At 73.8% G+C, this 24,345-nt stretch carries 28 protein-coding genes and 1 pseudogene; 16 read left to right on the top strand and 13 right to left on the bottom strand.

The window, feature by feature from the left end:
- The first annotated feature begins 199 nt into the window (after nt 1–199).
- The 3 genes from AC5L3C_RS02455 (at nt 200) to AC5L3C_RS02445 (ending at nt 2,917) form a co-directional block, all read left to right on the top strand.
- Nucleotides 200–976 (top strand): GNAT family N-acetyltransferase, encoded by a 777-nt coding sequence (locus tag AC5L3C_RS02455; RefSeq protein WP_493646584.1) that lies wholly within the window; start codon nt 200–202, stop codon nt 974–976.
- Nucleotides 973–1,773: a lysophospholipid acyltransferase family protein gene (locus tag AC5L3C_RS02450; protein WP_493646583.1), complete on the top strand. Its 801-nt coding sequence runs from the start codon at nt 973–975 to the stop codon at nt 1,771–1,773. The genes AC5L3C_RS02455 and AC5L3C_RS02450 overlap by 4 nt, the downstream gene beginning before the upstream one ends.
- Before the next feature lie 103 nt (nt 1,774–1,876).
- On the top strand, nt 1,877–2,917 hold the full coding sequence (locus AC5L3C_RS02445) for a DUF2382 domain-containing protein (protein WP_493646582.1): 1,041 nt from the start codon (nt 1,877–1,879) through the stop codon (nt 2,915–2,917).
- A 44-nt stretch (nt 2,918–2,961) separates the two neighbouring features.
- Here the strand turns inward: AC5L3C_RS02445 and AC5L3C_RS02440 are convergent, their stop codons facing one another.
- Nucleotides 2,962–3,981: an LLM class flavin-dependent oxidoreductase gene (locus AC5L3C_RS02440; RefSeq protein ID WP_493646581.1), complete on the bottom strand. Its 1,020-nt coding sequence runs from the start codon at nt 3,979–3,981 to the stop codon at nt 2,962–2,964.
- Nucleotides 3,982–4,041: 60 nt separating this feature from the next.
- Between AC5L3C_RS02440 and AC5L3C_RS02435 the strand changes: the two genes are divergently transcribed.
- Nucleotides 4,042–4,533, top strand: coding sequence for a phosphatase domain-containing protein (locus AC5L3C_RS02435; RefSeq protein WP_493646580.1), 492 nt, complete (start codon nt 4,042–4,044; stop codon nt 4,531–4,533).
- Between the two features lie 13 nt (nt 4,534–4,546).
- Here AC5L3C_RS02435 and AC5L3C_RS02430 read toward each other — a convergent pair whose 3' ends face one another.
- Entirely contained in the window at nt 4,547–4,762 is a 216-nt protein-coding gene (locus AC5L3C_RS02430) for a dodecin (RefSeq protein ID WP_493646579.1), read from the bottom strand.
- A gap of 231 nt (nt 4,763–4,993) precedes the next feature.
- Between AC5L3C_RS02430 and AC5L3C_RS02425 the strand changes: the two genes are divergently transcribed.
- The gene (locus AC5L3C_RS02425) at nt 4,994–6,244 is read left to right on the top strand and encodes an extracellular solute-binding protein (RefSeq protein ID WP_493646578.1); all 1,251 of its coding nucleotides are present in this window, start codon (nt 4,994–4,996) and stop codon (nt 6,242–6,244) included.
- A 14-nt stretch (nt 6,245–6,258) separates the two neighbouring features.
- Here AC5L3C_RS02425 and egtD read toward each other — a convergent pair whose 3' ends face one another.
- Genes egtD through egtA form a run of 4 tightly spaced genes read right to left on the bottom strand, consistent with a single transcriptional unit; the run spans nt 6,259 to nt 10,650 of the window.
- Complete coding sequence (gene egtD, locus AC5L3C_RS02420; protein ID WP_493646577.1) at nt 6,259–7,221, bottom strand: L-histidine N(alpha)-methyltransferase; 963 nt, start codon at nt 7,219–7,221, stop codon at nt 6,259–6,261.
- Entirely contained in the window at nt 7,218–8,021 is an 804-nt protein-coding gene (egtC, locus tag AC5L3C_RS02415; protein ID WP_493646576.1) for an ergothioneine biosynthesis protein EgtC, read from the bottom strand. The genes egtD and egtC overlap by 4 nt, the downstream gene beginning before the upstream one ends.
- Nucleotides 8,021–9,337 carry an ergothioneine biosynthesis protein EgtB gene (egtB, locus tag AC5L3C_RS02410; RefSeq protein WP_493646575.1) on the bottom strand — a complete coding sequence of 439 codons (1,317 nt, stop codon included), beginning with the start codon at nt 9,335–9,337 and terminating at the stop codon, nt 8,021–8,023. The genes egtC and egtB overlap by 1 nt, the downstream gene beginning before the upstream one ends.
- A complete protein-coding gene (egtA, locus tag AC5L3C_RS02405; protein WP_493646574.1) occupies nt 9,334–10,650 on the bottom strand; it encodes an ergothioneine biosynthesis glutamate--cysteine ligase EgtA in 1,317 nt (438 codons plus the stop codon). The genes egtB and egtA overlap by 4 nt, the downstream gene beginning before the upstream one ends.
- 302 nt (nt 10,651–10,952) lie before the next feature.
- Here egtA and AC5L3C_RS02400 point away from each other — a divergent pair, with 302 nt between their 5' ends.
- On the top strand, nt 10,953–11,828 hold the full coding sequence (locus AC5L3C_RS02400; RefSeq protein ID WP_493646573.1) for a TIGR02452 family protein: 876 nt from the start codon (nt 10,953–10,955) through the stop codon (nt 11,826–11,828).
- Here the strand turns inward: AC5L3C_RS02400 and AC5L3C_RS02395 are convergent.
- The 3 genes from AC5L3C_RS02395 to AC5L3C_RS02385 are packed head-to-tail and all read right to left on the bottom strand — an operon-like array spanning nt 11,782 to nt 13,319.
- Nucleotides 11,782–12,228: a type II toxin-antitoxin system PemK/MazF family toxin gene (locus AC5L3C_RS02395; RefSeq protein ID WP_493646572.1), complete on the bottom strand. Its 447-nt coding sequence runs from the start codon at nt 12,226–12,228 to the stop codon at nt 11,782–11,784. The genes AC5L3C_RS02400 and AC5L3C_RS02395 overlap by 47 nt on opposite strands.
- A gap of 57 nt (nt 12,229–12,285) precedes the next feature.
- Nucleotides 12,286–12,702 (bottom strand): pyridoxamine 5'-phosphate oxidase family protein, encoded by a 417-nt coding sequence (locus AC5L3C_RS02390; RefSeq protein ID WP_493646571.1) that lies wholly within the window; start codon nt 12,700–12,702, stop codon nt 12,286–12,288.
- Nucleotides 12,703–12,734: 32 nt separating this feature from the next.
- The gene (locus AC5L3C_RS02385) at nt 12,735–13,319 is read right to left on the bottom strand and encodes a discoidin domain-containing protein (RefSeq protein ID WP_493646570.1); all 585 of its coding nucleotides are present in this window, start codon (nt 13,317–13,319) and stop codon (nt 12,735–12,737) included.
- Nucleotides 13,320–13,489: 170 nt separating this feature from the next.
- Here AC5L3C_RS02385 and AC5L3C_RS02380 point away from each other — a divergent pair, with 170 nt between their 5' ends.
- The 4 genes from AC5L3C_RS02380 (at nt 13,490) to AC5L3C_RS02365 (ending at nt 16,013) form a co-directional block, all read left to right on the top strand.
- Nucleotides 13,490–14,026, top strand: coding sequence for a cysteine hydrolase family protein (locus AC5L3C_RS02380; RefSeq protein ID WP_125502054.1), 537 nt, complete (start codon nt 13,490–13,492; stop codon nt 14,024–14,026).
- Between the two features lie 36 nt (nt 14,027–14,062).
- Nucleotides 14,063–14,866, top strand: coding sequence for a nucleotidyltransferase domain-containing protein (locus tag AC5L3C_RS02375; protein ID WP_493646569.1), 804 nt, complete (start codon nt 14,063–14,065; stop codon nt 14,864–14,866).
- A 192-nt stretch (nt 14,867–15,058) separates the two neighbouring features.
- Nucleotides 15,059–15,487: a VOC family protein gene (locus AC5L3C_RS02370; RefSeq protein ID WP_493646568.1), complete on the top strand. Its 429-nt coding sequence runs from the start codon at nt 15,059–15,061 to the stop codon at nt 15,485–15,487.
- Between the two features lie 100 nt (nt 15,488–15,587).
- Nucleotides 15,588–16,013 (top strand): CBS domain-containing protein, encoded by a 426-nt coding sequence (locus tag AC5L3C_RS02365; protein ID WP_493646567.1) that lies wholly within the window; start codon nt 15,588–15,590, stop codon nt 16,011–16,013.
- 36 nt (nt 16,014–16,049) lie between these two features.
- Here AC5L3C_RS02365 and AC5L3C_RS02360 read toward each other — a convergent pair whose 3' ends face one another.
- Nucleotides 16,050–16,505: an archease gene (locus AC5L3C_RS02360; RefSeq protein WP_493646566.1), complete on the bottom strand. Its 456-nt coding sequence runs from the start codon at nt 16,503–16,505 to the stop codon at nt 16,050–16,052.
- A gap of 125 nt (nt 16,506–16,630) precedes the next feature.
- Here AC5L3C_RS02360 and AC5L3C_RS02355 point away from each other — a divergent pair, with 125 nt between their 5' ends.
- Nucleotides 16,631–17,278, top strand: coding sequence for a phosphoribosyltransferase (locus tag AC5L3C_RS02355; RefSeq protein WP_493646565.1), 648 nt, complete (start codon nt 16,631–16,633; stop codon nt 17,276–17,278).
- Nucleotides 17,279–17,629: 351 nt separating this feature from the next.
- On the opposite strand, the gene AC5L3C_RS02350 is transcribed toward AC5L3C_RS02355, so the two are convergent.
- Both AC5L3C_RS02350 and AC5L3C_RS02345 read right to left on the bottom strand, forming a co-directional pair.
- Nucleotides 17,630–18,820 (bottom strand): CaiB/BaiF CoA transferase family protein, encoded by a 1,191-nt coding sequence (locus AC5L3C_RS02350; RefSeq protein ID WP_493646564.1) that lies wholly within the window; start codon nt 18,818–18,820, stop codon nt 17,630–17,632.
- Nucleotides 18,821–18,899: 79 nt separating this feature from the next.
- The gene (locus AC5L3C_RS02345; RefSeq protein WP_125502039.1) at nt 18,900–19,136 is read right to left on the bottom strand and encodes a hypothetical protein; all 237 of its coding nucleotides are present in this window, start codon (nt 19,134–19,136) and stop codon (nt 18,900–18,902) included.
- Nucleotides 19,137–19,283: 147 nt separating this feature from the next.
- Between AC5L3C_RS02345 and AC5L3C_RS02340 the strand changes: the two genes are divergently transcribed.
- The 3 genes and pseudogenes from AC5L3C_RS02340 to AC5L3C_RS02330 all read left to right on the top strand — a co-directional run bounded on the left by AC5L3C_RS02340 (nt 19,284) and on the right by AC5L3C_RS02330 (nt 21,716).
- Complete coding sequence (locus tag AC5L3C_RS02340) at nt 19,284–20,189, top strand: LysR family transcriptional regulator (protein WP_493646563.1); 906 nt, start codon at nt 19,284–19,286, stop codon at nt 20,187–20,189.
- 20 nt (nt 20,190–20,209) lie between these two features.
- A pseudogene (locus tag AC5L3C_RS02335) lies at nt 20,210–20,619 on the top strand (FAD binding domain-containing protein); the annotation flags it as partial.
- Nucleotides 20,616–21,716: an XdhC family protein gene (locus tag AC5L3C_RS02330; RefSeq protein ID WP_493646562.1), complete on the top strand. Its 1,101-nt coding sequence runs from the start codon at nt 20,616–20,618 to the stop codon at nt 21,714–21,716. The pseudogene AC5L3C_RS02335 and the gene AC5L3C_RS02330, both read left to right, overlap by 4 nt.
- Before the next feature lie 68 nt (nt 21,717–21,784).
- Here AC5L3C_RS02330 and AC5L3C_RS02325 read toward each other — a convergent pair whose 3' ends face one another.
- Nucleotides 21,785–22,339 carry an NADPH-dependent FMN reductase gene (locus tag AC5L3C_RS02325; protein ID WP_493646561.1) on the bottom strand — a complete coding sequence of 185 codons (555 nt, stop codon included), beginning with the start codon at nt 22,337–22,339 and terminating at the stop codon, nt 21,785–21,787.
- Nucleotides 22,340–22,456: 117 nt separating this feature from the next.
- On the opposite strand from AC5L3C_RS02325, the gene AC5L3C_RS02320 reads away from it, so the two are divergent.
- Both AC5L3C_RS02320 and AC5L3C_RS02315 read left to right on the top strand, forming a co-directional pair.
- A complete protein-coding gene (locus AC5L3C_RS02320) occupies nt 22,457–23,119 on the top strand; it encodes a TetR/AcrR family transcriptional regulator (protein ID WP_493646560.1) in 663 nt (220 codons plus the stop codon).
- A 59-nt stretch (nt 23,120–23,178) separates the two neighbouring features.
- The gene (locus AC5L3C_RS02315) at nt 23,179–24,216 is read left to right on the top strand and encodes a LacI family DNA-binding transcriptional regulator (protein WP_493646559.1); all 1,038 of its coding nucleotides are present in this window, start codon (nt 23,179–23,181) and stop codon (nt 24,214–24,216) included.
- Nucleotides 24,217–24,345 lie beyond the last annotated feature (129 nt).

The raw sequence follows: 24,345 nt of genomic DNA, 5'->3' as shown, positions 1-24,345 counted from the left end.
CGAGGGGCGCGCCTGACGTTCGCCGGAAGCGCGGACGGACGGGGCCGGAAGAGGTGCTCCTTCCGGCCCCGTCTCGCTGTCGCTCCTGGGATTCAGCCATTCCACATCCGTGCTCCCGGCTCCGGTCACGCACACGCCAACCCCGGTCGGCAGAACAGGGGTGTCCCCACCCCCTCCGGCGCGTGACCAGGAGAGAGCCATGACCGGTGTGCTGACCGCCGACCACCCCCCGAAACCCGCCGCCCCCGCCCGCTACACCGTCGCCCTCGCCCGCGACGAGGAGGACGTGCGCGCCGCCCAGCGGCTGCGGTACGACGTCTTCGCGGGTGAGATGGGCGCCCTGCTGTCCGGCTCCCGGCCGGGTCTTGACGCCGACCCCTTCGACGCCTACTGCGACCACCTGCTCGTGCGCGAGGAGGTGAGCGGGCAGATCGTCGGAACGTACCGGCTGCTGCCGCCGGAGCGCGCCGCGATCGCGGGACGGCTGTACGCCGAGGGTGAGTTCGACCTCTCGGGACTCCACGCGCTGCGGCCGTCCCTCGTCGAGGTCGGGCGCTCGTGCGTGCACCCCGACCACCGCTACGGCGCCGTCATCGGACTCATCTGGGCCGGCATCGCCCGCTACATGGCCGACCGCGGTCACACCTGGCTGGCAGGCTGCTGCTCCGTCCCGCTCGCCGACGGGGGCGCGCTCGCCTCCGCCACCTGGGGCCGGGTGCGGGCCCGGCACCTCGCGCCCGAGGAGTACCGGGTGCGCCCGCTGCTGCCCTGGCGGCCGCGGAGCGAGGAACCTCCGGCGGCCTCCGCCGAGCTGCCCGCCCTGCTGCGCGGCTACCTCCGGCTCGGCGCCTGGGTCTGCGGGGAGCCCGCGCACGACGTGGACTTCGGCGTCGCCGACCTCTACGTGCTGCTGTCGATGGACCGGGTCGACCCCCGCTATCTGCGGCACTTCCTCTCGCTCGTCCCCGCCGGATGAGCGTCTGGCTGCCGTCGGCGCCCTGCACCCCGCGGCGCTGTGTGGACGCCACGTCGTCCGCGGCGGCCGCGGCGCCTGCCGTGCTCCGTCCGGCGGCGGTCGGACTGCTGCTGCTCGGCGGGATCGTGCTGCTGCCGTTCGGGCGGTGGATCCCTTCGGCCGCGGTGCGCGGATGGTGCCGGTGCGTCGTGCGGGCCGCGGGGGTCCGGCTCCGGATCACCGGCGCCGCCCCGCCCGCCGGCGGACTGCTGCTCGTCGCCAACCACATCTCCTGGCTGGACGTCCCGCTGCTCGCCGCGGTGCGTCCGGCCCGGATGCTGGCCAAGTCCGAGATTCGGCGCTGGCCCGTGGCCGGGGCGCTGGCCGCGCGCGGCGGCGCGCTGTTCATCGACCGCGACCGGCTGCGCGCACTGCCCGGCACGGTCGCCGCCCTCACGGGCGTCCTGCGCGGCGGTGCGGCCGTCGCGGTGTTCCCGGAGGGCAGCACCTGGTGCGGCAGGGCCCGGGGCACCTTCCGCCGCGCGGTCTTCCAGGCGGCCCTGGACGCCGGGGTCCCGGTGCAGCCGGTTCGCATCCGCTACCGGAACCGCGACGGCGGGGCGGCCACCGCGGCCGCCTTCGTCGGGGAGGACACCCTGTTCGCCTCGCTCCGGCGGGTGGCCTCGGCCCGGGACGTGATCGCCGAGGTCGAGGTGCTGCCCCTCATCCCGCCCGGCCGGCACCACGACCGCCGGGCGCTGGCCCGCGCGGCACAGCCGGAGGCCGCAGCAGGCCACGGGAGCGGTGACCGTCAGTGAGCACTGTGGAAAATTAAGTGTATTTTGTGGCGTTTGTACCGTTTTCCGTGAGCTGATCAGGAGAACCGGAGGAGAGTGACCCCCGAAGGGAGGGTGATGGAAGATGATCACCCGCGAAGAGATCTCGATCCTCCTGGATCACCCCGTGTACGACGGGGACGGCAACAAGATCGGCGACGCGAAGCACGTCTTCCTCGACGACGCGAGCGGACGCCCCGAGTGGGTGACCGTCAAAACGGGCATGTTCGGTTCCAGCGAGTCGTTCGTACCCATCCGTGACGCCGCCCTGGTCAAGGACCACCTCGAGGTTCCCTACCGCAAGGAAAAGATCAAGAACGCCCCCACCGTGGACATCGACGCGGGCGGCCACCTGTCGGTGGACGAGGAGCAGCGCCTGTACGAGTACTACGGCATCAACTGGGACTCGGTCCTGGCCGAACAGGGAGAGGACGACAAGGGCGGAAGCCCGGACACGACCGGGACCGCCGGCAGCGCGGGTGCCGCGGGCGCGGCCGGAGCGGCAGGGGCAGCCGGAGCGGCCGGCCTGGCCGGGCGCCGGGGCGACACCTCCCGGGAAGGGGCCGCGCCGGGCACCACCGGCAGGGCGGGAACCGCGGGTACAGCCGGCGCGGCAGGAACCGCAGCCACGGCCGGCGCGGCGGGAACCGCCGGTACCGCGGGCCGCCGCGGCGAGGCCCGCACGGGACCGCGGGACGACGCCATGACCCGCTCCGAGGAGCAGATGCACGTCTCCGTGGAGCGGCGTGAGAGCGGACGGGCCAGGCTGCGCAAGTACGTGGTCACCGAGGAGGTCCAGGAGACCGTACCCGTGCGCCACGAGGAAGTGCGCGTGGAGCGCGAGCCGATCACGGAGAGCAACCGTGACCAGGCCATGGCGGGCCCGGACATCTCGGAGGACGAGTACGAGGTCACCCTGCACGAGGAGCGCCCCGTCGTGAGGACCGAGACGGTCCCGGTGGAGCGGGTCAGGATGACCACGGAGGAGAAGGCGACGCAGGAGACGGTGCGCGGACAGGTCCGCAAGGAGCGCATCGAGGCCGAGACGGAGATGATCGAGGACACCGGACGGCCGGGCCGTGACGCCCCGAAGAAGGGCGAGGGCCCCCGGAAGGGCAGGCAGTAGACCGCCCGCCCCCCTCGCGGCCGCGGGAACGCGCCGGTGCGCTGTCACCGGCGCGTCGCGCCGTCCCCGAGCCCCGCGAGCGCGGCGAGCCGCCGGTAGGAGTCCAGCAGCGCCTCCCGGTCGTAGGTGCTGGTGGTGACCAGCACCTCCTGCGCGTCCGTGTCCTTCAGCAGCGACTCCAGCTCGTGCGCCACTTCCTCCTCGGTGCCGGCGAGCTGCCCGGTGAGCCCCGACTCGTACAAGCCCCGCTCCCTGGGGGTCATGGAGCGTGCCTCGACCCGCTCGGCGGGCGGCAGCGGCGGGAAGGTGCCGTGGGTGCGGGAGTACGCCATCGACCACGCCTCCGGGACCAGCAGCCGGCGGGCCTCTTCGCGCGTGGCGGCCACCGCGACCGTGCCGGAGACGACGACGTACGGCTCGGTGGCCCACCCGGAGGGGCGGAACATCTCGCGGTAGCGGTCGATGCCGCGCCGCATCCGGTCGCGGTCGCGAAGGTCGCCGATGACCATCGGCAGGCCCGCGCGGGCCGCGATCGTGGCACCCTCCCCCATGGCCAGCACGAACGGCGGCACGGTCAGGCCCTCGGACGGCCGGGCGCGCACCCCGGCGGGGGAGGCGCCCCGGAACCAGCCCAGCAGCTCCTCGAGCTGGCCGGCGAAGTCGTCCGCGTCGCCCTTGTCGCGGCCCAGCGCCCTGCGCACCCCGTCGGTGAACCCCACCGAGCGGCCCAGGCCCATGTCGATACGGCCCGGGAACAGCGATTCCAGCACCCCGAACTGCTCGGCCACCACGAACGGCCGGTGATTGGGCAGCATCACCCCGCCGGTGCCCACGCGGATGGTCCGGGTGGCCCCCGCGACAGCCGCGGCGAGGACGGTCGGTGCCGAACCGGCGACCCCCGGCACCCCGTGGTGCTCGGAGACCCAGAACCGGTGGTAGCCGAGCCGCTCCACCTCCCGCGCCAGGCTCACGGTGTCGCGCAGCGCCTCGGGGGCGGTGTGCCCCTCACGTGTGCGCGAGCGGTCGAGGACGGAGAAGCGGACCGAGGAGATGACGGAACCCATACCGGGTTCAACACCCGGCGGCCCCCAGGATTCCGCCCGGCGGATGTCTAAGGTGACGATGTGACCGACCGCAACGAGCGCCCCCTGGCCGTGTTCGACCTCGACAACACCCTCGCCGACACGGCGCACCGGCAGAGGTTCCTGGAGCGCAGGCCCCGCGACTGGGACGCCTTCTTCGCCGCCGCCCCGCAGGATCCCCCGCTCGATGAGGGCATCGCGCTGGTGCGGCGCCACGCGCGGGAGTGCGAGATCGTCTATCTCACCGGGCGGCCCGAGCGCTGCCGGCGCGACACGGTGGACTGGCTCGCCGCCCAGGAGCTGCCCGAGGGGGAGCTGTACATGCGCGGCAACGCCGACCGGCGGCCCGCCCGGCACACCAAACTGGCGATCCTGCGGCGCCTGGCGCGCACCCGCGAGATCCGCGTGTTCGTGGACGACGACGAACTGGTCTGTCTGGACGCCCGGCGGGCCGGTTTCACCGTCGTCCAGGCCCGCTGGACGGCCCCCTCCGGGGAGTTGAAGGACGCTCAGGAGCGCCAGGGACGGACCTGAGACCCCGGCAGGCTCACTCCGTTCCCTCCAGACGGAAGCCGACCTTCAGCCCCACCTGCCAGTGCGCGATCCGCCCGTCCTCGATCTGGCCGCGCACCTGGGTCACCTCGAACCAGTCCAGATTGCGCAGCGTCTGCGACGCGCGCTCGATGCCGTTGCGTACGGCCCTGTCGACGCCGTCGGGCGAGGTGCCGACGATCTCCGTGACCCGGTAGGTGTGGTCCGACATGCTGCTGCTCCTCTCCCCGGCGGACGCCCGCGCACGGTGCACCGCCTGTGTCACACGTCACTCCACCGTGCCCCACCGCGCGGCGGAGCGCGAGGCGCCGGCACCGTTCGCCTGACGGCTTGACCCCGGGCATTGGTACATACCAAGATGCTGATCACCCGCCCGAGCGTCCGCTCGCCCCCCACGTCGGGCCCCTCCCTGTCCAGCCCCTCCAGACAGAAACAGGTCCCCGTGAGACGCCGTCTGCTCGCCCTCGTCTGCGTGTCCGCCTCCCTGCTCAGCGGCTGCGGAATGCTGTCCGACAGCGCCGCGGAACAACGCAAGGTCACCGTCTGGTTAATGCAGAACAGCGCATCGCAGGACTATCTGGACCGCTTCACCGAGGACTTCGAGAGCGAACACCCGGAGATCGACCTCGACATCCGTATCCAGGAGTGGACCGGCATCGGCGAGAAGGTGCAGAAGGCGCTGAAGACCAAGGCACCGGAGGGGCCCGACGTCATCGAGGTCGGCAACACCCAGGTCTCCACGTACGCGGAGGGCGACCGGCTGCTCGACCTCACCCTGGAGTCCCTGCGCGACTGGGGCCGCGACGACTGGCTCCCCGGCCTCGCCGAACCCGGCCAGTGGGGGTCGCAGCAGTACGGCATCCCCTGGTACGCGGCCAACCGCGTCGTCATCTACCGCAAGGACCTCTTCCGCGACGCCGGCATCACCGACCCGCCGGAGACCCAGGACGAGTGGCTCACCGTCACCGAGAAGCTCAACAGCGGCGGCAACCAGGGCATCTACCTGGCCGGGCAGGACTGGTACACCCTCGCCGGGTTCATCTGGGAGGAGGGCGGTGAGCTCGCCACGGAGGATGACGGCACCTGGCGCGGCGCGCTCGACAGCGAGGCCGCGCTGCGCGGCATGGACTTCTACCGCCGGCTCCAGGCGCTCGGCGAGGGACCGGCCGACTCCGACGAGGAACACCCGCCGCAGGCAGGCGTGTTCGCCGAAGGCAAGGTCGCCCAGATCGTGGGAGTCCCCGGACTGGCACAGGCGATCGCCAAGGCGAATCCGGCCCTGAAGGGCAAGCTGGGCTACTTCCCCCTCCCGGGCCGGACCGCCAAGCGGCCCGGCGCCGTCTTCACCGGTGGCTCCGACCTCGTCGTCCCGGCGAAGACCGACGTCAGGGACGACGCGGTGAAGGTCGTCGCCGCGCTCACCGGCGCCCGCTGGAACACCGAGCTGGCGCGCACGATGAACTACGTCCCCAACAAGACGAGCCTCGCCGACTCGGTGTCGGGGGACGAGGGCCTCGAGGCCATGGCGGCCGGAGCCGCACAGGGCCGGGCGACCCCCATCACCCCCCAGTGGAGCGAGGTCGAGGCGGACAACCCGATCAAGGAGTACATGACCAAGGTGCTCACCGGCTCCGACCCGGCCACGGAGGCCGAGCGCGCCGCCCGCCGCATCACCGAGGCCCTGGCCTTCTGACGGGCCCGCCCGCCTCAGCGGGCGACGCTCAGGGACAGGGCGAACCGCTCCTCCCGGTCCGTCCACCACCGGGTGAGCTCCAGTCCGGCGGCGGAGAGTTCCTCACGGACTCCCTGCCGCCGGAACTTCGCCGACACCTCGGTGCGCAGATCCTCGCCCGCCGCGAAGTCCACGGCGAGTTCCAGGGCGGGGATCTTCACCGTCTGCGCGGTACGGGAGCGCAGCCGCATCTCGATCCACTCCTCGCGGGCATCCCACAGCGCGACATGGGCGAAGGCGTCCGGATCGAAGTCGGCGCCCAGCTCCCGGTTGATGACGTGCAGGACGTTCTTGTTGAACGCGGCCGTCACCCCGGCCGCGTCGTCGTACGCCCGGACCAGCACCCGCTCGTCCTTCACCAGGTCCGTGCCCAGCAGCAGGGCGTCGCCCGGGGCGAGCAGGGCGCGGACGGAGGCGAGGAACGCGGCCCGCTCGACGGGCAGCAGATTGCCGATGGTGCCCCCGAGGAACGCCACCAGCCGCGGCCCCGGGGCCTCCGGCAGCGTCAGCCGGGCGGTGAAGTCGGCGATGAGCGCGTGCACCTCGAGGCCCGGCCGCTCGGCGGCCAGCGCCTGCCCGGCCTGCGTCAGGGCGCTCTCGCTGACGTCGACGGGAACGTAGGTGTGCAGGCCGGAGAGCGCGTCGAGGAGATACCGCGTCTTCTCCGAGGAGCCCGAGCCCAGTTCGACCAGGGTGCGGGCACCGGACGCCTCGGCGATCCCGCCGGCGCGGCCGCGCAGGATCTCCCGCTCGGCGCGGGTCGGGTAGTACTCGGGCAGCTCGGTGATCTCCTCGAACAGCTCGCTGCCCCGGGCGTCGTAGAACCACTTCGGCGGCAGCGTCCTGGGGCTGCCCGTCAGGCCCTCGCGGACGTCGGCGCGCAGGGCGGCGCCGGTGGCGTCCTCGGGCAGGGTGCGGGTGAGGCGGAACGGACTCACGTGCGGGGCTCCCTCGAAGGTACGGGCGCGCCGGCGGACGTCAGGGGGTCGCCGGGCTCCTTGAGCGGGGTCAGCAGGACGTCCGTGCCGCTCGCCGTGAGCAGGGTCCGGTCGGGGACCTCCGACCAGTGCGGATCGTCGTCGTAGGGTTCGGAGGCCACGACGGTGCCGCCGCCGGGCCGGGCGAGGTACCACAGCGTGTCGCCCCAGGCGGTCGCGGTGACCGTGTCGCCGTTGGTGAGCAGCAGGTTGAGGCGTGCCCCCGGGGCCGCCTCGGCGACCTCCGCGACCGTGTCGGCGAGGGCCTGGCCCTCGTCGTCACCGGCCCGCAGCCGGGCCAGCACCAGGGCCCACACGAACGCCGAGTCGTTGCGGGCCTCCAGCGACAGCACGTCCTCGGCGGACAGGGCCGCCACCAGCGGCGCGAGCGAACCCGGCCAGTCCGGCACCGCCCCGTTGTGGCTGAACAGCCAGGTCCCGGCCGCGAACGGGGCCGCCGCCGCCTCGGCATCGGCCCCGGACAGCGTCGCGTCGCGTACGGCGGCGAGCAGCGCGCGGGTGCGCACGACCCGGGCCAGGTCCGCGAACGACAGGTCCGCCCAGACGGGCCCCGCCCGCCGGTAGCGGGCGGGCACCGGATCACCGGCCGCGTACCAGCCGACGCCGAAGCCGTCGGCGTTGACCGTGCCGTACCGCTGCCGGCGGGGGGCCCAGGACTGCCGGTACAGGGCGTGCGGCGGCCGCACGAGCAGTGCGCCGAGCGGCTCCTCGGGCCCCGTATAGGCCACATGACGGCACATCAGACGGCCTCCGAGCGCGCGGTGCGGAACCCGGAGAAGATCTGCCGCCGGATCGGGTGGTCCCAGTTGCGGAAGGTGCCCCGGCAGGCCACCGGGTCGACGGCGAACGAACCGCCGCGCAGCACCTTGTACTGCGGACCGAAGAACACCTCCGAGTACTCCTTGTACGGGAACGCGCGAAAGCCCGGGTACGGCGCGAAGTCGCTCGACGTCCACTCCCACACGTCACCGATCAGCTGCCGCACCCCGAGCGGCGACTCACCGGCCGGATAGCTCCCGGCGGGTGCCGGACGCAGGTGCCGCTGGCCGAGGTTGGCGTGCTCGGGGCCGGGGTCGGCGTCGCCCCAGGGATAGCGCATCGACCGGTCACCGGCCGGGTCGTGACGGGCCGCCTTCTCCCACTCCGCCTCGGTGGGCAGCCGGCGCCCGGCCCAGCGGGCGTAGGCGTCGGCCTCGTACCAGCACACGTGCAGCACCGGCTCGTCGGGCGGCACCACCTCGGTGACCCCGAACCGGCGCCGCAGCCACTGCCGGCCGTCCCGGCGCCAGAACAGCGGCGCGGTGATCGAGTTGCGTCGGATGTGGGCCCAGCCCTCGGCGGTCCACCAGCGGGGCTCGGCGTAGCCGCCGTCCTCGATGAACGCCTGGTACGCGGCGTTCGTCACCGGTGTGGTGTCGATGCGGAAGGGGGCCACCTCCCGCCGGTGCGCGGGCCGTTCGTTGTCCAGCGCCCAGGGCTCGTCCGAGGTGCCCATGGTGAACGGGCCGCCCGGCACGAGGACCTCCGCCGGGCCCGTGAACACCGGGGCCGGCCCCGGGTCCGGCGCGGTCAGGGCCCGCGGGCCCCGGCGCAGCTGATGGGTGATGAGCATGGTCTCGTCGTGCTGCTGCTCGTGCTGGGCGATCATGCCGAAGGCGAAGCCCGCCTCCGTCAGCCGCGTTCCGTCGAACGCGGTGGCCTCCAGCACGTCCAGGGCCCGGCCGCGCACGTCGGCGGCGTACCTGCGGGCCTCGTCCGGCGGCAGCAGCGGCAGGCTCGGACGCTGTGCGCGCGGGTGCTCGAAGGCGTCGTACAGGCCGTCGATCTCGGGCCGCAGCGCCTCCTGGCCGGCGACGGCCCGCAGCAGCCACTGCTCCTCCTGGTTGCCGATGTGGGCGAGGTCCCACACCAGCGGCGACATCAGCGGCGAGTGCTGCGCGGTCAGATCGGGATCCTCCACACAGCTCGTGAGCAGTGTCGTGCGGTTCCGTGCGGTGATCAGCGAGGCGACCGCGCGCTCGCGCAGGGCTCCGGCGTCGAGGGCGTGGTCGGTCATGAGGGGATGTCCTTCCCGTGCGTGGGGGCGGTGGCAGCGGCCCGGGCCGCCGTCCGCAGCGCGTCGAGCGTGTCGTCGGCCGGGCAGCGGCCCCGGGCGACATGGCGGTCCCGGTACGCCGCGACGGCGTCGACGACCTCGGTGGCCGCGCCGATCCGGGGGAGTGCGCGCAGCGCCGCCTCGAAGCAGGCGGCGGCCACCTCGCGCAGCTCCGGATCGGCCAGTCCGACCCGGGCCGCGTCCCGCCACAGCGGATTGTGCGGGGCCGGCATGCCGTGCGTCCGCTCGGCCAGCGGCTTCACCGTCCGGTAGGCGGTCTCGGCGGCCTCGGGGTCGTCGAACAGCGCCGCCGTCACGGCCAGCGGCACGATCCAGCCGTCGTCTCCGGGCTGCGCGTCGATCATGCGCAGCTCCAGATGGCCGCGCGGTCTGACCGGCGGGAACAGCGTGGTCATGTGGTAGTCGAGGTCCTCCCGGGTGGGCGGCCGCGGCACCAGGGACCGGGTCCACTCCCGGAAGGTGAGCCCCTCGGGCACCTGCCACGGACCGTCCCCGTCGCGCACGCACATCACGGGCGCGTCCAGCACGTGCCGGGCCCAGACGGCGCGCGGGTCGGCGTCCAGTACGGGGCCGCCCGCCCGGCCGGTGCCGATCTGCGCCCAGCGCAGCTGGCGGGTGGACAGCCAGCCGGTGGGCCGGCCACCGGCGATGGCGGAGTTGGCGAACACGGCGACCAGGACCGCGCCCAGCTGGTGCGCCAGCCACCAGCGCCGCACATGGCCGAGGGGTCCGGGCTCCTCGTAGCCGGCGTCCACGCACACCTGCACGGAGGCGGAGGTGCACATCATGGCGCGGCCGGCGGGGCCGGTGCGGTCGAGACAGGCCTCCATGGCGTCGTAGCGCGGTTCGCGCAGAAAGCGGCGGGGGGTCTGCCAGGGGTCGTGACCGAGGCCCACGAGGGCCAGTCCGTCCCGGCGCAGCACCGCGCGGACGGCGTCCAGGTCGGCGGAGACGGTGGCGACGCACTCCATCAGGGAGGCGGCGGGCGGCGAGCTCAGCTCCAGCTGGCCGCCGGGCTCAACGGTGAGCGCCGACCTCAGGGGCACGGTGCGCAGAGCGGCGTAGGCCGCTTCGAGCCGTTCGGGTGACACGGGGAGCCGCGGGTCCCGCAGCTCGTGGACGAGCCATTCCACCTCGACGCCCGTGCGGCGCGGTGGTCCGGTCTTGAAGCAGATGCCCCGCACCAGGGCGTCCACCTCGGCTTCTGTGACGGCGGTGTGCGGCTGGGTACAGCCGCCTGCCGAATCGGACATGTCGGGATCCTCCTGGGGAGTCCACCATGTCGCCGGCCCGGAGGTTCCTCCCGGCCGGCAGCAACCCGTCCACCCAAAACCCTCGCGTCGCCCGGCACAAGAGTGCCTGGCGTGACGTCCCGGTTCGGTCATCCTTTCCTCAGGCCTGTCGCCGGGCCCCTGCCGCCCGCCGCCTGCCGCCCGGTCCGCCACGGGGCGGAAACTCCGTTGCGCGGCATCACCAGCATCGCCCACGATGCGTGCGTGAGCACGACGAGGGGGAACGAGCGGTGCGCGGTCACGGCGGCTACGGGGGTGGCGCCGTGAGCGCGCGCCTGCGCGGTATGGCCCGCGAGACCGAGGAGATCGTGGCGGCCGGGGCCTACCGTGCGTCCGGCGGACACGAGGTGTCCCTCGCGGCGGCGATCGGGGCCGCGGCCGACGGCACGCGGATGTTCGGGCCGGACCCGGTCCCGGTCCCGTCCTTGCGCCCGGTGGAGACCCGGTTCGAGGTCACCGGGGAGAGCAGCCTGCGGGCCGCCCGCCGGCTCGAAGGCCCCGTGGCCGTCCTGAACTTCGCCTCCGCCCGCAACCCCGGCGGCGGCTACCTCAACGGCGCGCAGGCCCAGGAGGAGGCCCTGTGCCGCTCCTCCGCGCTGTACACCTGTCTGCTGCGGGCCCCCGGCTTCTACGACCACCACCGCGCCCACCGCGATCCGTTCTACTCGGACCGGGTGATCCACTCACCGGCCGTGCCCGTCTTCCGCGACGACCGCGGCCGCCTGATGGACGAGCCGTTCACGGCCGGTTTCCTCACCTCGCCCGCTCCCAACGCCGGCGTGATCCTGCGCTCGGCGCCGGAGCGCGCGCCACAGGTGCCGGCGGCCCTGCGGACACGGGCCGAGCGGGTGCTGGAGACCGCGGCCGCCCACGGCTACCGGCGGCTGGTCCTGGGCGCCTGGGGCTGCGGGGTGTTCCGCAACGACCCGGCTCAGGTGGCGGCGGCGTTCCGCGGACTGCTGGAGCCGGGCGGGCGCTTCGCGGGGGCCTTCGCGCACATCGTCTTCGGCATCCTGGACCGCACCCACGACAGCGCGGTCCGCGCCGCCTTCGAGCGTGCGTTCGCCCCTCTGTCGTCCGGCCCGCCGGCGGTCAGCTCCAGCCGTACCGCTCCCGCAGCCGCTGACGCACGAGGTTGAACCGCATCCGGTCCAGGGCGCACGCCTCCCGCCGCATCCCCACCTCGTGCAGCCGCAGCACCCGGGCCACGTCCACCCACGAGTCGCGGCCCGACCGGTCCCACGGCCCGCTGCCGATCGCCACCCACTCCCGGTCGCCCTCGCGCCGCCTGCTGGACAGCTGCACCGCGAGGAACGTCCCGCCCGCCTCCCGGGCGACGACGAGCACCGGACGGTCCTTGCCCCGGCCGTCGTTCTCCTCGTAGGGCACCCAGGTCCAGACGATCTCCCCGGGGTCGGGATCGCCGTCGTGCTCGGGCGAGTACTCGGTGCGCACCCGGCCCACCTCATGGGGCGCGGCCTCGACGGTGGCGGAGGGGCCGTAGCGGCCCGGGGCGTTCTCAGGGCTGTAGGCGGTCACACGCGTACCGTACGGCACACCCGCCGCACGCCGTCCGGAGCCCTCGCGGCCGGCGGATCAGCAGGGCACGCCGGTGAGTTCGCGGCCCGTCACCATCTCGGCGTCGATCCGGACGAACACGCCGTCCCGCATGGGCATCCAGGACCGGGGGCCGGTCCGCAGCAGACGCTCGTGCTCCGCCGGATCGGTGACCACGGCCGCGCGGCCGGTGACGACCACGCTCCAGCCGGCCCGGCGCCCGGGGTGGAAGTCGTCGGCCTCGAAGGCGACCACCACGCCGTCGATCGCCCGCAGCAGATCGGACGCGGCCGAGGTGCGCAGCACCACGGCGGAGTCCGTGTCCAGGGAGAAGTTGACCGGCAGGACCGCGGGCAGCGCTTGCCGGGTGTAGACGACCCGGCCGACCGGTGCCATGGCCAGCAGGCGCAGGCACTCCTGCCGGTCGAGCACACGGAAGCCATCGCTGTGGATCATTCGTCCATCGTCGGCGACCGCACCCGCCGGGGCTAGGGCCGGACGGCCCTGATGGCCACCGGGCCGGTGGGCCCGCGCCGTCCCGCGAGCTCGTCCACGGAGCCGGTGGGCCCGCGCCGTCCCGCGAGCGCGTCACCGGGGCCGGCCGGCCCGCGCCGTCCCGCGAGCGCGTCGACCGGGCCCGGCAGCCCGACCCGGCCGGGCATCGCCCCGAGGAGGGCGCCGGCCGGGCGGCCGTCGCCGGCGCTGCCGTACACCTCGAATCCGTTGAGCCCGAGCGGGTGGGAGCTGGAGCGGCGCAGGGACGTCAGCCGCACCCAGCGGCCCCGGACCGGGTGGGCCGGCTGGATGTTCACCACCCCTCCGGTCCCGGCGATGGTGTGGTAGACGCTCGTCCACTCCGCCCGCTCGGGGCTGACCTCGACGACGAACTCGAGCGGATAGCTCGACCGGACCGGCCTGGCGGTCGTGCCGCCGTGCGGGTGGCCCGCGGCGGGCGGGGCGAACAGCGGGTCGCTCGCGTCGCCCTCGAAGGTGAGGCGGATCCAGTCGATCCCGCACACGGCCCGCAGGTCGACCGCGACCGACTGCGGATCGCCCGTTGGTGGTTCCTTCATGAGCGTGGTGTCCCATCGGAAAGCAGCGGCGGCACGCGCCCGAACCGGCCTCGCCCGCCCGTCGTGCCGAACAGTATGACAACGTTGCCAAAGGCTGTGACGCGAGAGGTCTTCTGTCAAGTACCGCGCCGCCATGTCTGACCCGCCTTTGCAGGTGGAACCCTGGTGGCATGGGCAAGACCGCGCTGATCGTCATCGACATGATCAACACCTACGACCACCCCGACGCCGAACTCCTGCTGCCGTCCGCCGAGGCGGTCGTCCCGGTCGTCTCCGCCCTGCTGGAACGGGCACGGCGCAAGGACGTCCCGGTCGTCTACGTCAACGACAACTTCGGTGAGTGGCGCTCCCACCACGGGGAACTGCTCGACAAGGCGCTGGCGGGACCGCACGCGCGCCTCGTGGAGCCGCTGCGGCCGGACGACTCCTCCCTCTTCGTCGTCAAGGCCCGGCACTCGATCTTCTTCGAGACCCCGCTGGGCTATCTGCTCGCCCAGCAGGGCATCGACCGGCTGGTGCTGTGCGGCCAGGTGACGGAGCAGTGCGTCCTGTACTCCTCGCTCGACGCGCACATCAGGCACCTCGACGTGGTCGTCCCGCGCGACGCGGTCGCCCACATGCACGCCGACCTCGCGGACGCGGCCCTGCGGATGATGGAACGCAACATGGGCGCGCGCGTGTGCGACAGCGACGACCTCTGGAACTGACACCCGCGTGCCCGGCCGAGGCCCGACACTGTCCCCATGAGCCGTACGTCCGTCCCGCCCGTGCTCCGCCCCTACCTGGACGAACTGGTCCGCCGCACCCGCGCGGCCTGCGGCCCGCACCTGGTGAGCGTCCTGGCCGTCGGATCCCTCGCCCTCGGCGACTACCGCCACGGACGCAGCGACATCGACGTGACGGTCGTGGTGGACGACTCCCTGCCGCACCGTTCGCTGCCCGGCCTGGCCCGGAACCTCACCCACGCCGCCCTGGACTGCCCCGCCGCCGGGCTGGAACTGGTGGTGTATCCCGCCGGGTTCGCCGCCCGTCCGTCCGACGCGGCCGGATACCTCATGGACCTCAACACCGGGCCGTCCCTGCCCGAGCGGGTCAGCCACGACGCCCGGGAGTCCCACGCCTTCTGGTACGTCCTCGACCGCTCCATCGCCCACCAGGCCGGCCTCCCGCTGTACGGCGCGCCGCCCCGCGAGGTGATCGCCGCGCCCCGGCGGTCCGCCGTCCTCACCGCGCTCCGCGCCTCCGTACGGGAGCACGCCCAGGGCGAGGGCCACTCGGCCGACAACCGCGTCCTCAACGGCTGCCGCTCCGTCGTGTACTGCCGTACGGGGCACTGGTTCCCCAAGCGCAGGGCGGCCGGGATCGTCGCCGCCTCCGAGACGTACTTCGCGCCGCTGCTCACCGAGGCGCTGCGCAGCTTCGAACGCCCCCGGGAGTCGGCGCTCGCCCTGCCGGGGGAGGAGGTGGGGGAGTTCCTGGCCTGGGCGGCGGGCCGGGTGGACGAGGCCGTCGAGGCGGAGGGCGGCCGGGGCGGCACCCCGCGCTGACCGGCTCTCCGCCCTTCACGGCGACGGACTTCGCGATCGCACAGCACCGAACGGCCGAGAACAGGCCGGGCGGCCGGTTCTCGGCTCGACAGGGTTCCACCGCCCTGTCTACGCTCGACGGCGCGGCATCGCGTGCCGGTCACCGGCCGGGTGAGGCATGGAGGCGCCGCGGATGCCCGTGGAGGCATTGCCTTGTCAGTCGAGTTCAACCACACGATCGTTCTCTCCCGTGACCGGGAGAAGTCCGCCCACTTCCTCGCCGGGATCCTCGGCCTCGAGGTCGGCGAACCCACCGGGATGTTCCTCCCGGTGACCACCGCCAACGGCGTCACCCTGGACTTCGCGGCCGTCGACATCGACATCCCGGTACAGCACTACGCGTTCCTCGTCTCCGAGGAGGAGTTCGACGCGGTTCTCGCCCGGCTCGTGGACGCCGGGGTCCCCATCCAGGCCGACCCGCACGGACAGCACCCCCGCCGCATCAACCGCAACGACGGCGGGCGCGGCGTGTACTTCCGCGATCCGGCCGGCCACGGTCTCGAGGCGATCACCCGCCCCTACGGCACCGACCCGGACTCCCCGCTCAACGGGGTCACCGAAGAGGTCCCCGGGGCCGTCTGACCGCCCCCGGCGGACCGGGCGGACGCCGGTTTGAGGTGTGCGCCGCGGGCTACGCGGCGCACACGGAAATCAGGCCGGTCACCCGGACCCTGGAGGTGCCATGACCAGGCGGATACGGGACGTGATGTCCGCGGACACCGCGTCCGTCGAGCCCATGACCACGGTGGCGCGGGCGGCGCGCCTGATGCGCGAGCACGACATCGGCGACGTCCTGGTCGCGTACGACTGCGATCTCTTCGGTGTGCTCACCGACCGCGACATCGTGCTGCGGGGCGTCGCCGAGGGGCACGACTCCGAGGTCACGACGGTCGGTGCGCTGTGCACCCGCCCGCCCCTGGTGACCCTCGACCCCGAGGACACCACCGACCGGGCCGTCGAGCTGATGCGCCGGCACGCCGTCCGCCGGCTGCCCGTGGTCGAACGCGGGGGCTGTCCGGTGGGCATGGTCAGCCTCGGTGACCTCGCCGCCACGGAGGACCCGCACTCCGCCCTCGCGGACATCAGCACGGCGTCCCCCACCCACTGAGCGCGGGCCCGAGGGGGCCCCGGCGGGACGGAGGGGTCAGGCGTCCATGGTGATCGCGCAGGACCATCCGCACGGTCCGGGGGTGACATGCAGGTCCTCCCAGGTCACCGCCGCCGGCGCGGCACCGGTGAGGCGGACCTGGGACAGGCCGGCGACCGCCAGGCGCACATCGAGGCCGCCCTCCGCCTCGTCCGCCTCCACGTCCACCGGGACCTGACCGTACACATCCAGCCGGTAAAGGATCTCGTCCAGCAGCGCGGCCAGCAGATCGTCGTCGCTGGCCGCGTCGAGACGGATGCGCGCCACACCGGTCGGCCGGACCCCGGAGACGTCGGCGAAGGACTCCACCATCGCCGACACCGCCTCCGCCAGACAGTGCTCCCGGCTCGCCGCCCACGCCTCGATCCGGACCTCGTCGTCCCGCGCCACCGCGCGGTGCCCGCTCTCGTCGGGGCGCCGCGCCTGCCCGTAGTCGCCCGTGTCACCGACCATGCCCCCCGACTGCCCGAGCCCCGGGGACCCATGCCCCCGGCCGTGCTTCGGGCGCCGGGGAGCGGGTACGTGGGGTGCGTATCAGGTGCTGAGGTGCCGTCGCCGTGCGGAGGGAGGCATCCGCCATGCGGTTCCGTGATCGCCGGGAGGCCGGCCGCGAACTGGCGGCACGACTGCGGCAGAGGCAGGACGAGGGCGCCCTGCCGGACCCGGTCGTGCTGGCCCTGCCGCGCGGCGGTGCCGCCGTGGCCGCCGAGGTCGCCCGCGCCCTGGACGCTCCGCTCGACGTCCTCGTCGTACGGAAGATCGGCGCCCCCTTCCACGAGGAGTACGGGGTCGGCGCGATGGCCGGTGACGGGGTGCCGCTGTTCGACGAGGACGCCCTGCGGCGGCTGGGCCTGACCGAGTCCGACCTCGCGCCCGTCGTCGAACGCGAGCGCGCCGAACTGCGCCGCCGCGAACAGCTCTACCGCCGGGGCCGGCCCGCTCCGGACCTGCGCGGCCGCTCCGTGATCGTCGTCGACGACGGACTGGCCACCGGCTCCACCGCCCGCGCCGCCCTGCGCTCCCTGCGCGCACAGGGACCCGGCCGGCTCCTGCTGGCGGTGCCCGTCGGCGCGCCCGAGGGCGTGGCGCACATGCGCGCCGAGGCCGACGAGGTGGTGTGCCTGCACGAGCCCGCCGCGTTCATGGCCGTCGGCCAGTGGTACGCGGAGTTCGACCAGCTGACGGACGAGGACGTCCTGGAAGCCCTGCACCAGCGGCAGCCCTAGATGTAGTGCCCCGTGGGGACGGCGCCCTCGGACTGGCCCGGGGTGGGAAGGGCCCGGCGCCGAGGGAGCGGGAGGGGCGACAGGGGCCGGCCGCGCGCCGGTCCGGGCGGTCCAGCGTGCGCGTCGCGCAGGACGTCGCCCGCCGGGACCGGCGTCCCCGCAGCCGGGGACCGGGGAGCCGGCGGGTGGCCGGCAGGCGGAGGGCGTGCCGCGGCGGATCGTGCCCGGCGAGGTGCGGCTGCCTCACGATGACCCGGACGAAGCGACTACCGGACTGTCGGCTCCCCGCACAGGGCGGTCGCGAGACGCGTTGCGTCGCAGCGCGGTCGATGCTGCCCCGACGGGTCCGCTTCAGACCACCGAGTCCGCCCGCAGGGCCTCGATCTCGCCTGGGGTGCGGCCGAGTTCGGTCAGGATCGCCTCGGTGTGTTCGCCCACGGCCGGGACCGGGTCCATACGTGCGGGCAGGCCCGCCAGGTCGGCGGGCGGGATGAGCGCCGACACCGTCGCACCCGGCACCTCCACCTCGCGCCAGCGGTCGCGCGCGGCGAGCACCGGATGGTCCAGGAAGGCGGGGATGTCGTTGACACCGGCGCAGGCGATGCCGATCGCCTCCAGGTCCTTCAGCAGCTCCTCGGCGTCGTCGCGGGCGAAACGCTCCGCGATGATCAGGTTCAGCTCCTCCCGGTGCGCCACCCGGTCCGAGCCGGTCGCGAACCGCGGATCGTCGGTGAGCTCGGGCCGTCCGAGGAACTCCGTGCACAGGGCCGCCCACTCGCGCTCGTTCTGGATGGAGAACAGCACCTCGTGGCCGTCGGCGGCCCGGTAGGTCCCGTACGGGGCGATGGTGGCGTGCTGGGTGCCCAGCCGCGGGGGCTGGCTGCCGCCGTAGCGGGTGTAGTAGGCGGGCTGGCCCATCCACTCGGCCAGCGCCTCGAACAGGGACACCTCCACGGGGCGGACCGTGCCGGTGGTCGCGCGGGTGTAGAGGGCGGTGAGCACACCGCTGTACGCGTACATCCCGGCGGCGATGTCGGCGACGGAGATGCCGGTACGGGCGCTCTCACGCTCCGTCCCGGTCAGCGACACCAGGCCCGTCTGGCACTGCACCAGCAGGTCGTACGCCTTGCGGTCGGCCCACGGCCCGCTCGTGCCGTAACCGGAGACCGTGCAGGGGATCAGCCTCGGGTGGCGGCGGGTGAGCTCGCCGGTCCCCAGGCCGAGCCGGCCGGCGGCGCCCGGTGCGAGGTTCTGCACGAAGACGTCGGCGTCCTGGAGGAGCTGGTGCAGGATGTCCCAGCCCCGCGGGTCCTTGAGGTCCAGGGTGAGGGACTCCTTGGAGCGGTTGAGCCACACGAAGTAGCTGGAGTGGCCGTGCACGGTGGTGTCGTAGCGCCGGGCGAAGTCGCCCTCGCCCGGCCGCTCCAGCTTGATCACGCGGGCGCCGAGGTCGGCGAGCTGACGGGTGGCGTAGGGGGCGGCCACCGCCTGCTCGGCACTGACCACCGTCACCCCGGACAACGGGAGTTCCTGCACGTCCATGCCTCCTGCCTGCTCCCGTGGCCCCGTTCCCGATCAGTACCGCCGGGGCGGACGGTCTGTCAACGGCCGCCCCGTGCGTTCACCGGCCGGCCCCGCTCCAGGGAGCGTCGGCGGGGCGGCTGCGGGAGACGATGCGGGCGCCGCGTCCGTCGACGGAGCGCACCTGGAGCGAGCCGCAGCCGCACCGGGTCCACACCGTGCTGCCGGCCGCGGTGCCGTGCCGGGAGACCACCTGGAACGGCTCGGCGTCGTCCGGCCACCCGCAGTACGGGCAGAAGGTGCCGGTCGTCCCCGTGGCGCCGGTGGTGCTGGTCATTGGTGACTCCTTGTTCCTCTTGGGACGTTCCTCTTGGGACTCAGTCGCCTCGGTGCTTGTCGATTGTCGCGACACATCCAGGGTGCGTCCTCACGTCCTTACACGTCCAGGTTGACTTTGTGCACCTGACCGTGAAGCGTTGCCTACATGATTGATCTGCGCAGGCTGCACGTCCTGAGGGCGGTCGCCCACTACGGAACGGTCACCGCGGCGGCCCGCGCCCTGCACTTCACCCCGTCCGCCGCCTCCCAGCAGATCCGCCAGCTCGCGCGTGACCTCGACGTCGTGCTGCTGGAGCCGCAGGGACGCGGGGTGCGGCTGACCCCGGCCGCGGAGAGTCTGCTGGCACACGCCGACGCCATCCAGGCGCGCTGGGAGCAGGCGGAGCTGGATCTGCGGGCCGATCACGACGCTCCGGCCGGGGTGCTGAGGGTCACCGGGTTCCCGGTGGCGATCTCGGTGCTGCTGGCGCCGATGGCCGCCCGGATGGGCGCGCGCCATCCGCGGCTGTCGGTGCGGATCGCGGAGGCGGGGGTGCCGCAGAGCTTCGACCTGCTGTTCGAAGGGGCGACGGATCTGGCCGTGGTGGAGTCCACGCCGCACAACCCGCCGCTGAGCGACGCGCGGTTCGACCAGCGGCCGCTGCTGGACGATCCCTTCGACCTGGTCGTCCCGGCCGGGCACGCGCTTGCCCGTACGGAGCGGGTCGACCTCGCCGAGGCGGCGCGTGAGCCGTGGATCGCTCCGGTGCCGGAGAGCCCCTGCCGGCCGCATGTGATGTCCGCGTGCGGTGCGGCCGGCTTCTCCCCGGACGTCGTCCATCACGCCCTGGACTGGAACGTCGCCGCCCATCTCGTCGCCCACGGCCTGGGCGTGGCCCTGATCCCGCGTCTGGCCCATCTGACGCCGCATCTGCCGATCACCCGCGTGCGCTGTGCGGGCGACCCGCACCGCAAGCTGCTGACCTGTACCCGCACGGGCGGCCACACCCGCCCCGCGGTGGCCGCGGCGCTCCGTGAACTCCGTACCGTGGCCCCCACGGCGGTCGCCTGACGACGAGGTGACGCCCGGGCCCCGTCGGTGACACCCCGCACCGGGAGACCGCCCTGCCGCCCGGCGCGCTGATCACCGGCGTCACCCTGCCGCCGGCGCGCGTCGCCGCCCGCTCCCGCTACCGCAAGGTCCGCGAACGGGCCTCCTACGCCTTCGCGATCGGCTCCGTCGCCGCCGCCCTGGACGTCTCGGGCGGAGTCGTCCGCGAGGCCCGCCTCGCCTTCGGTGCGGTCGCCTCCCGCCCCTGGCGGGCCCACGCCGCCGAACGCGTCCTCAGTGGTGCCCCGGCCGAAGCGGAGTACTTCGCCGCCGCCGCGGACGCCGAACTCGCGGCGCCGAGCCGCTGCCCCGCAACGGATACAAGGTGACACTCATGCGCAACCTCGTGGTGGCCGTGCTGTCCGAACTCGCCGAGGAGGCCGCCCGATGACCACCGCCACGACCGGCGCCACGAGTTTGACGCCTGCCGTCGGCACACCGCACACCCGCGTCGAGGGCCGGGACGCCGTCGACCGGGACGGCACGGTGATCGGCTCGGTCTCCGGCGGCTGTGTGGAAGGCGCGGTGTACGACCTGTGCGCGCGGGCCCTGGCGGACGGCGGCACCCGCGTCGAACGCTTCGGCTACAGCGGCGAGGACGCCTTCGCGGTGGGTCTGACCTGCGGCGGCGTCATCGACATCATGGTCACCCCGGTGCCGGCGCCTTCCCCGTTCAGGCAGGTGCTGGGCGCGGCGCTGTCCGTGGCGGACGAGGGCGGTCCCGGAGCTCTGGTGCGGGTCGTCGAGGGTCCGGCGGACCGCCTCGGCGCGGCGCTCCTCGTACGGCCGGACGGTACCTGGAGGGGCGGCCTGGGCGGGCCGGCCGAGCTGGACAGGACGGCGGCCGCCGAGGCCGGGGCCCTGCTGGACGCGGGCCGTACCGGCACGGTCGCGGTCGGGGAGGAAGGGGCGTTCTGCCCCGGCGGGGTGACGCTGTTCGTCGAGACGTCGGTGCCGCCGCCCCGCATGATCGTCTTCGGGGCGATCGACTTCGCGGCGGCGCTGGTGCGGGCGGGGAAGTTCCTCGGCTACCACGTCACGGTGTGCGACGCCCGGGCGGTCTTCACGACCCGGGACCGTTTCCCTGAGGCGGACGAGGTCGTCGTCGACTGGCCGCACCGCTATCTGCGCGGCACGCGGACCGACGCGCGGACGGTGCTGTGCGTGCTCACGCACGACGCGAAGTTCGACGTTCCGCTGCTGCGGGTCGCGTTGGGGATGCCGGTGGCGTTCGTGGGTGCGCTGGGGTCGCGGCGCACGCATGCCGACCGGGAGCGGCGGCTGCGGGAGGCGGGGGTGGGGGAGCGGGAGCTGTCCCGGCTGCGCTCGCCGATCGGGCTCGACCTCGGTGCCCGCACGCCCGAGGAGACGGCCCTGTCCATCGCGGCGGAGATCGTCGCCTCCCGTCGCGGCGGGACGGGCGTCCCGCTGACGGGGTCGGCGGCGCCGATCCACCGCGACGGCGGGTCCGCGCGGGCGGCCGCGTGAGGTGAGCGGGGGTCCGGGAGCGCTGCCTCCGGACCCCCGATCCCCCTCACACGCCGGAGAGGCTGTTCTCAGGACCGCGCGGCGACCGTGTGCAGGCGGGTGATGACCTCCGTCAGCTGTTCGGCGACCTCGTTGTCGTCCGCCGGGTGGGTCTCCGCGAAGCGGACCACGGAGCCGGGGATGGACAGCTTGATGTCCTCGATCGCCTTGCCGCCGGCGATGCCGACGGCCTTGCGCGCCTCGTCCTGCGCCCAGACGCCGCCGTACTGGCCGTAGGCGGTGCCGACGACGGCGACCGGCTTGCCGCTGAGGGCACCGGCGCCGTGCGGGCGGGACATCCAGTCGATGGCGTTCTTCAGGACGGCCGGGATCGTGCCGTTGTACTCGGGCGTGAAGAACAGCAGCGCGTCGGCGGTCGCGGCGGCCTCGCGCAGCTTGACGGCGGCGGCCGGGACGGTGCCCTCGACGTCGATGTCCTCGTTGTAGAACGGGATCTCCGCCAGCCCCTCGTAGAGGGTTACGTCGGCGCCCGAGGGAGCGAGCTTCACCGCGGTCTCGGCGAGCTGACGGTTGTGCGAACCCGCGCGAAGGCTGCCGACGAGGGCGAGGATGCGAACAGACATGGAAAGACTCCAGAAGGGCTGAAAGCTTCGATAGAAACGGACCGGGGTCCGGTTCGTAGTTGTAGCACTTTAACCGGACCGCGGTCCAGTTTCATCCCGGTGCTTTACCCTGTCTTCATGTCCGCCGTCCCGCCGCCCGTACCGACGCCGCAGGAGCCCGTCGGGCCACTGGAGTTGCTCCAGGTCGGCACCGACGCCGAGGAGCCCTGCCTGCGCGCCGACGCCGCCCGCAACCGCGCCAGGCTGCTGGAGGCGGCCGCCCGGCTCGTCGCCGAGCGCGGGGCCGAGGGCATCACCATGGAGGAGGTGGCGGCGGCTGCCCGCGTGGGCAAGGGAACGGTCTTCCGCCGCTTCGGCGACCGCACCGGACTGCTCACGGCGCTCCTCGACCACTCCGAGAAGAAGTTCCAGGCCTCCTTCCTCACCGGACCGCCCCCGCTCGGCCCGGGCGCGCCCCCCGCCGAGCGGCTGCGGGCGTTCGGCCTCGCCACGCTCCGCCGGACCGCCGAGGAGCTGGAGCTGCAACTGGCCGCCGAGCCGGAGCCGGGGCGCCGCTTCACCAGCCCGCCCCGCCAGGTCCTGCGCCACCACGTGGTCCTGCTGCTGCGCGAGGCGGTTCCGGACGCGGACTGCGACCTGCTCGCCCACACGCTGATGGGCCAGCTCGACCCCGCCCTGATCCACCACCTCATCCGGCAGTGCGGCATGCCGCTGGAACGGCTGGAGACCGCCTGGCTCGACCTCGTCGACCGGGTGACATCCCCCGTGAAGACCGGGTGAGCGTCTCAACTCACCCCGCTGACAAACCCGTTACGGCTTCTGCAAGGATGCGGTACGTCATGGTGCAGATATCGAACCCGCCCGCGTCCGCGCCCCCCGCACCGACGCGCTCCGTCCCCACGAGCGCCGATGTGGCCCGCCTGGCCGGCGTCTCGCGCGCGACCGTCTCCTACGTCCTGAACAACGCCGGGGCCGTCCGGATCAGCGAACCCACCCGGCGCCGGGTCCGCGAAGCCGCGCGAGAACTCGGATACGTGCCGCACGCCGCGGCCCGCAGCCTGCGCGCCGGGCACAGCCGTATGGTCCTGATGCCCGCGCCGGCCTTCCCCGTCGGCCCCCTCTACAGCCAGTTCATCAACGACCTGCAGAGCGCCCTCGGCCGCCTCGACTACACGGTCGTGCAGTACGGCACCGTCGGCCTGCACGACGACGAGGCCGCCCCCTCCTGGGCGGAACTGCGGCCCGTCGCCGTCCTGGTCCCCGGCTCCGGCCTCGGCCCGCGCGGCGTCGAGGTGCTCAAACGCTCCGGGGCGCGGGCCGTCGTCACCCTCGGCCCGGAGACCGTCGAGGGCGCGCACGCCCTGCTCATGGACCACGACGTCGTCGGCCACAGCGCCGGCGCCCACCTGTTCGACCGTGGCCGCCGCCGGATCGGCGTGGTCGTCCCCCGCGAGCCCGGTCTTGAGACCTTCTCCACGCCCCGGCTGGCGGGCGTACGCGCCGCGGTGGAGGGCACCGACGCCACGGTCACCGAGCTGCCACTGGCCTACGACGAGGGCGCCGCGGCCCGGCTCGCCGCCCGCTGGCGCGATCTCGGCCTCGACGCCGTGTTCACGTACAACGACGAGTACGCCATGCTGCTCATGCGCGCGCTGCAGGACGAGGGCATCCGCATCCCCGAGGAGGTCGCCGTCGTCGGCGCGGACAACCTCATGCTGGGCCGGCTGCTGCGGCCCCGGCTGAGCACCGTCCACCTCGAACTGCCCTCCGGCCGTGAGCTGGCCGAGCTGGTCGACCGCGCGGTGCGCGACCACGCGGGCGCACCCGAGGCCCACAAGGTGCTCGGGGCTTCGGTGGTGCGACGCGAGTCCAGCTGAGACCGTGGGAGACGGCCGACGGACACGGGTCCGGCGGACGACGGGGCGCGACCCCGTGCCGCCGGGCCCTCCCGAGGCTAAGATGTTGCGCGCTCAACCACAGGGGTACGCGAACGACGACCGCACCCG

This window comes from Streptomyces speibonae (assembly GCF_984686075.1).
The sequence above is the reverse complement of the archived record's forward strand: the minus strand, read 5'-3'. Positions and strand labels throughout refer to the sequence as shown.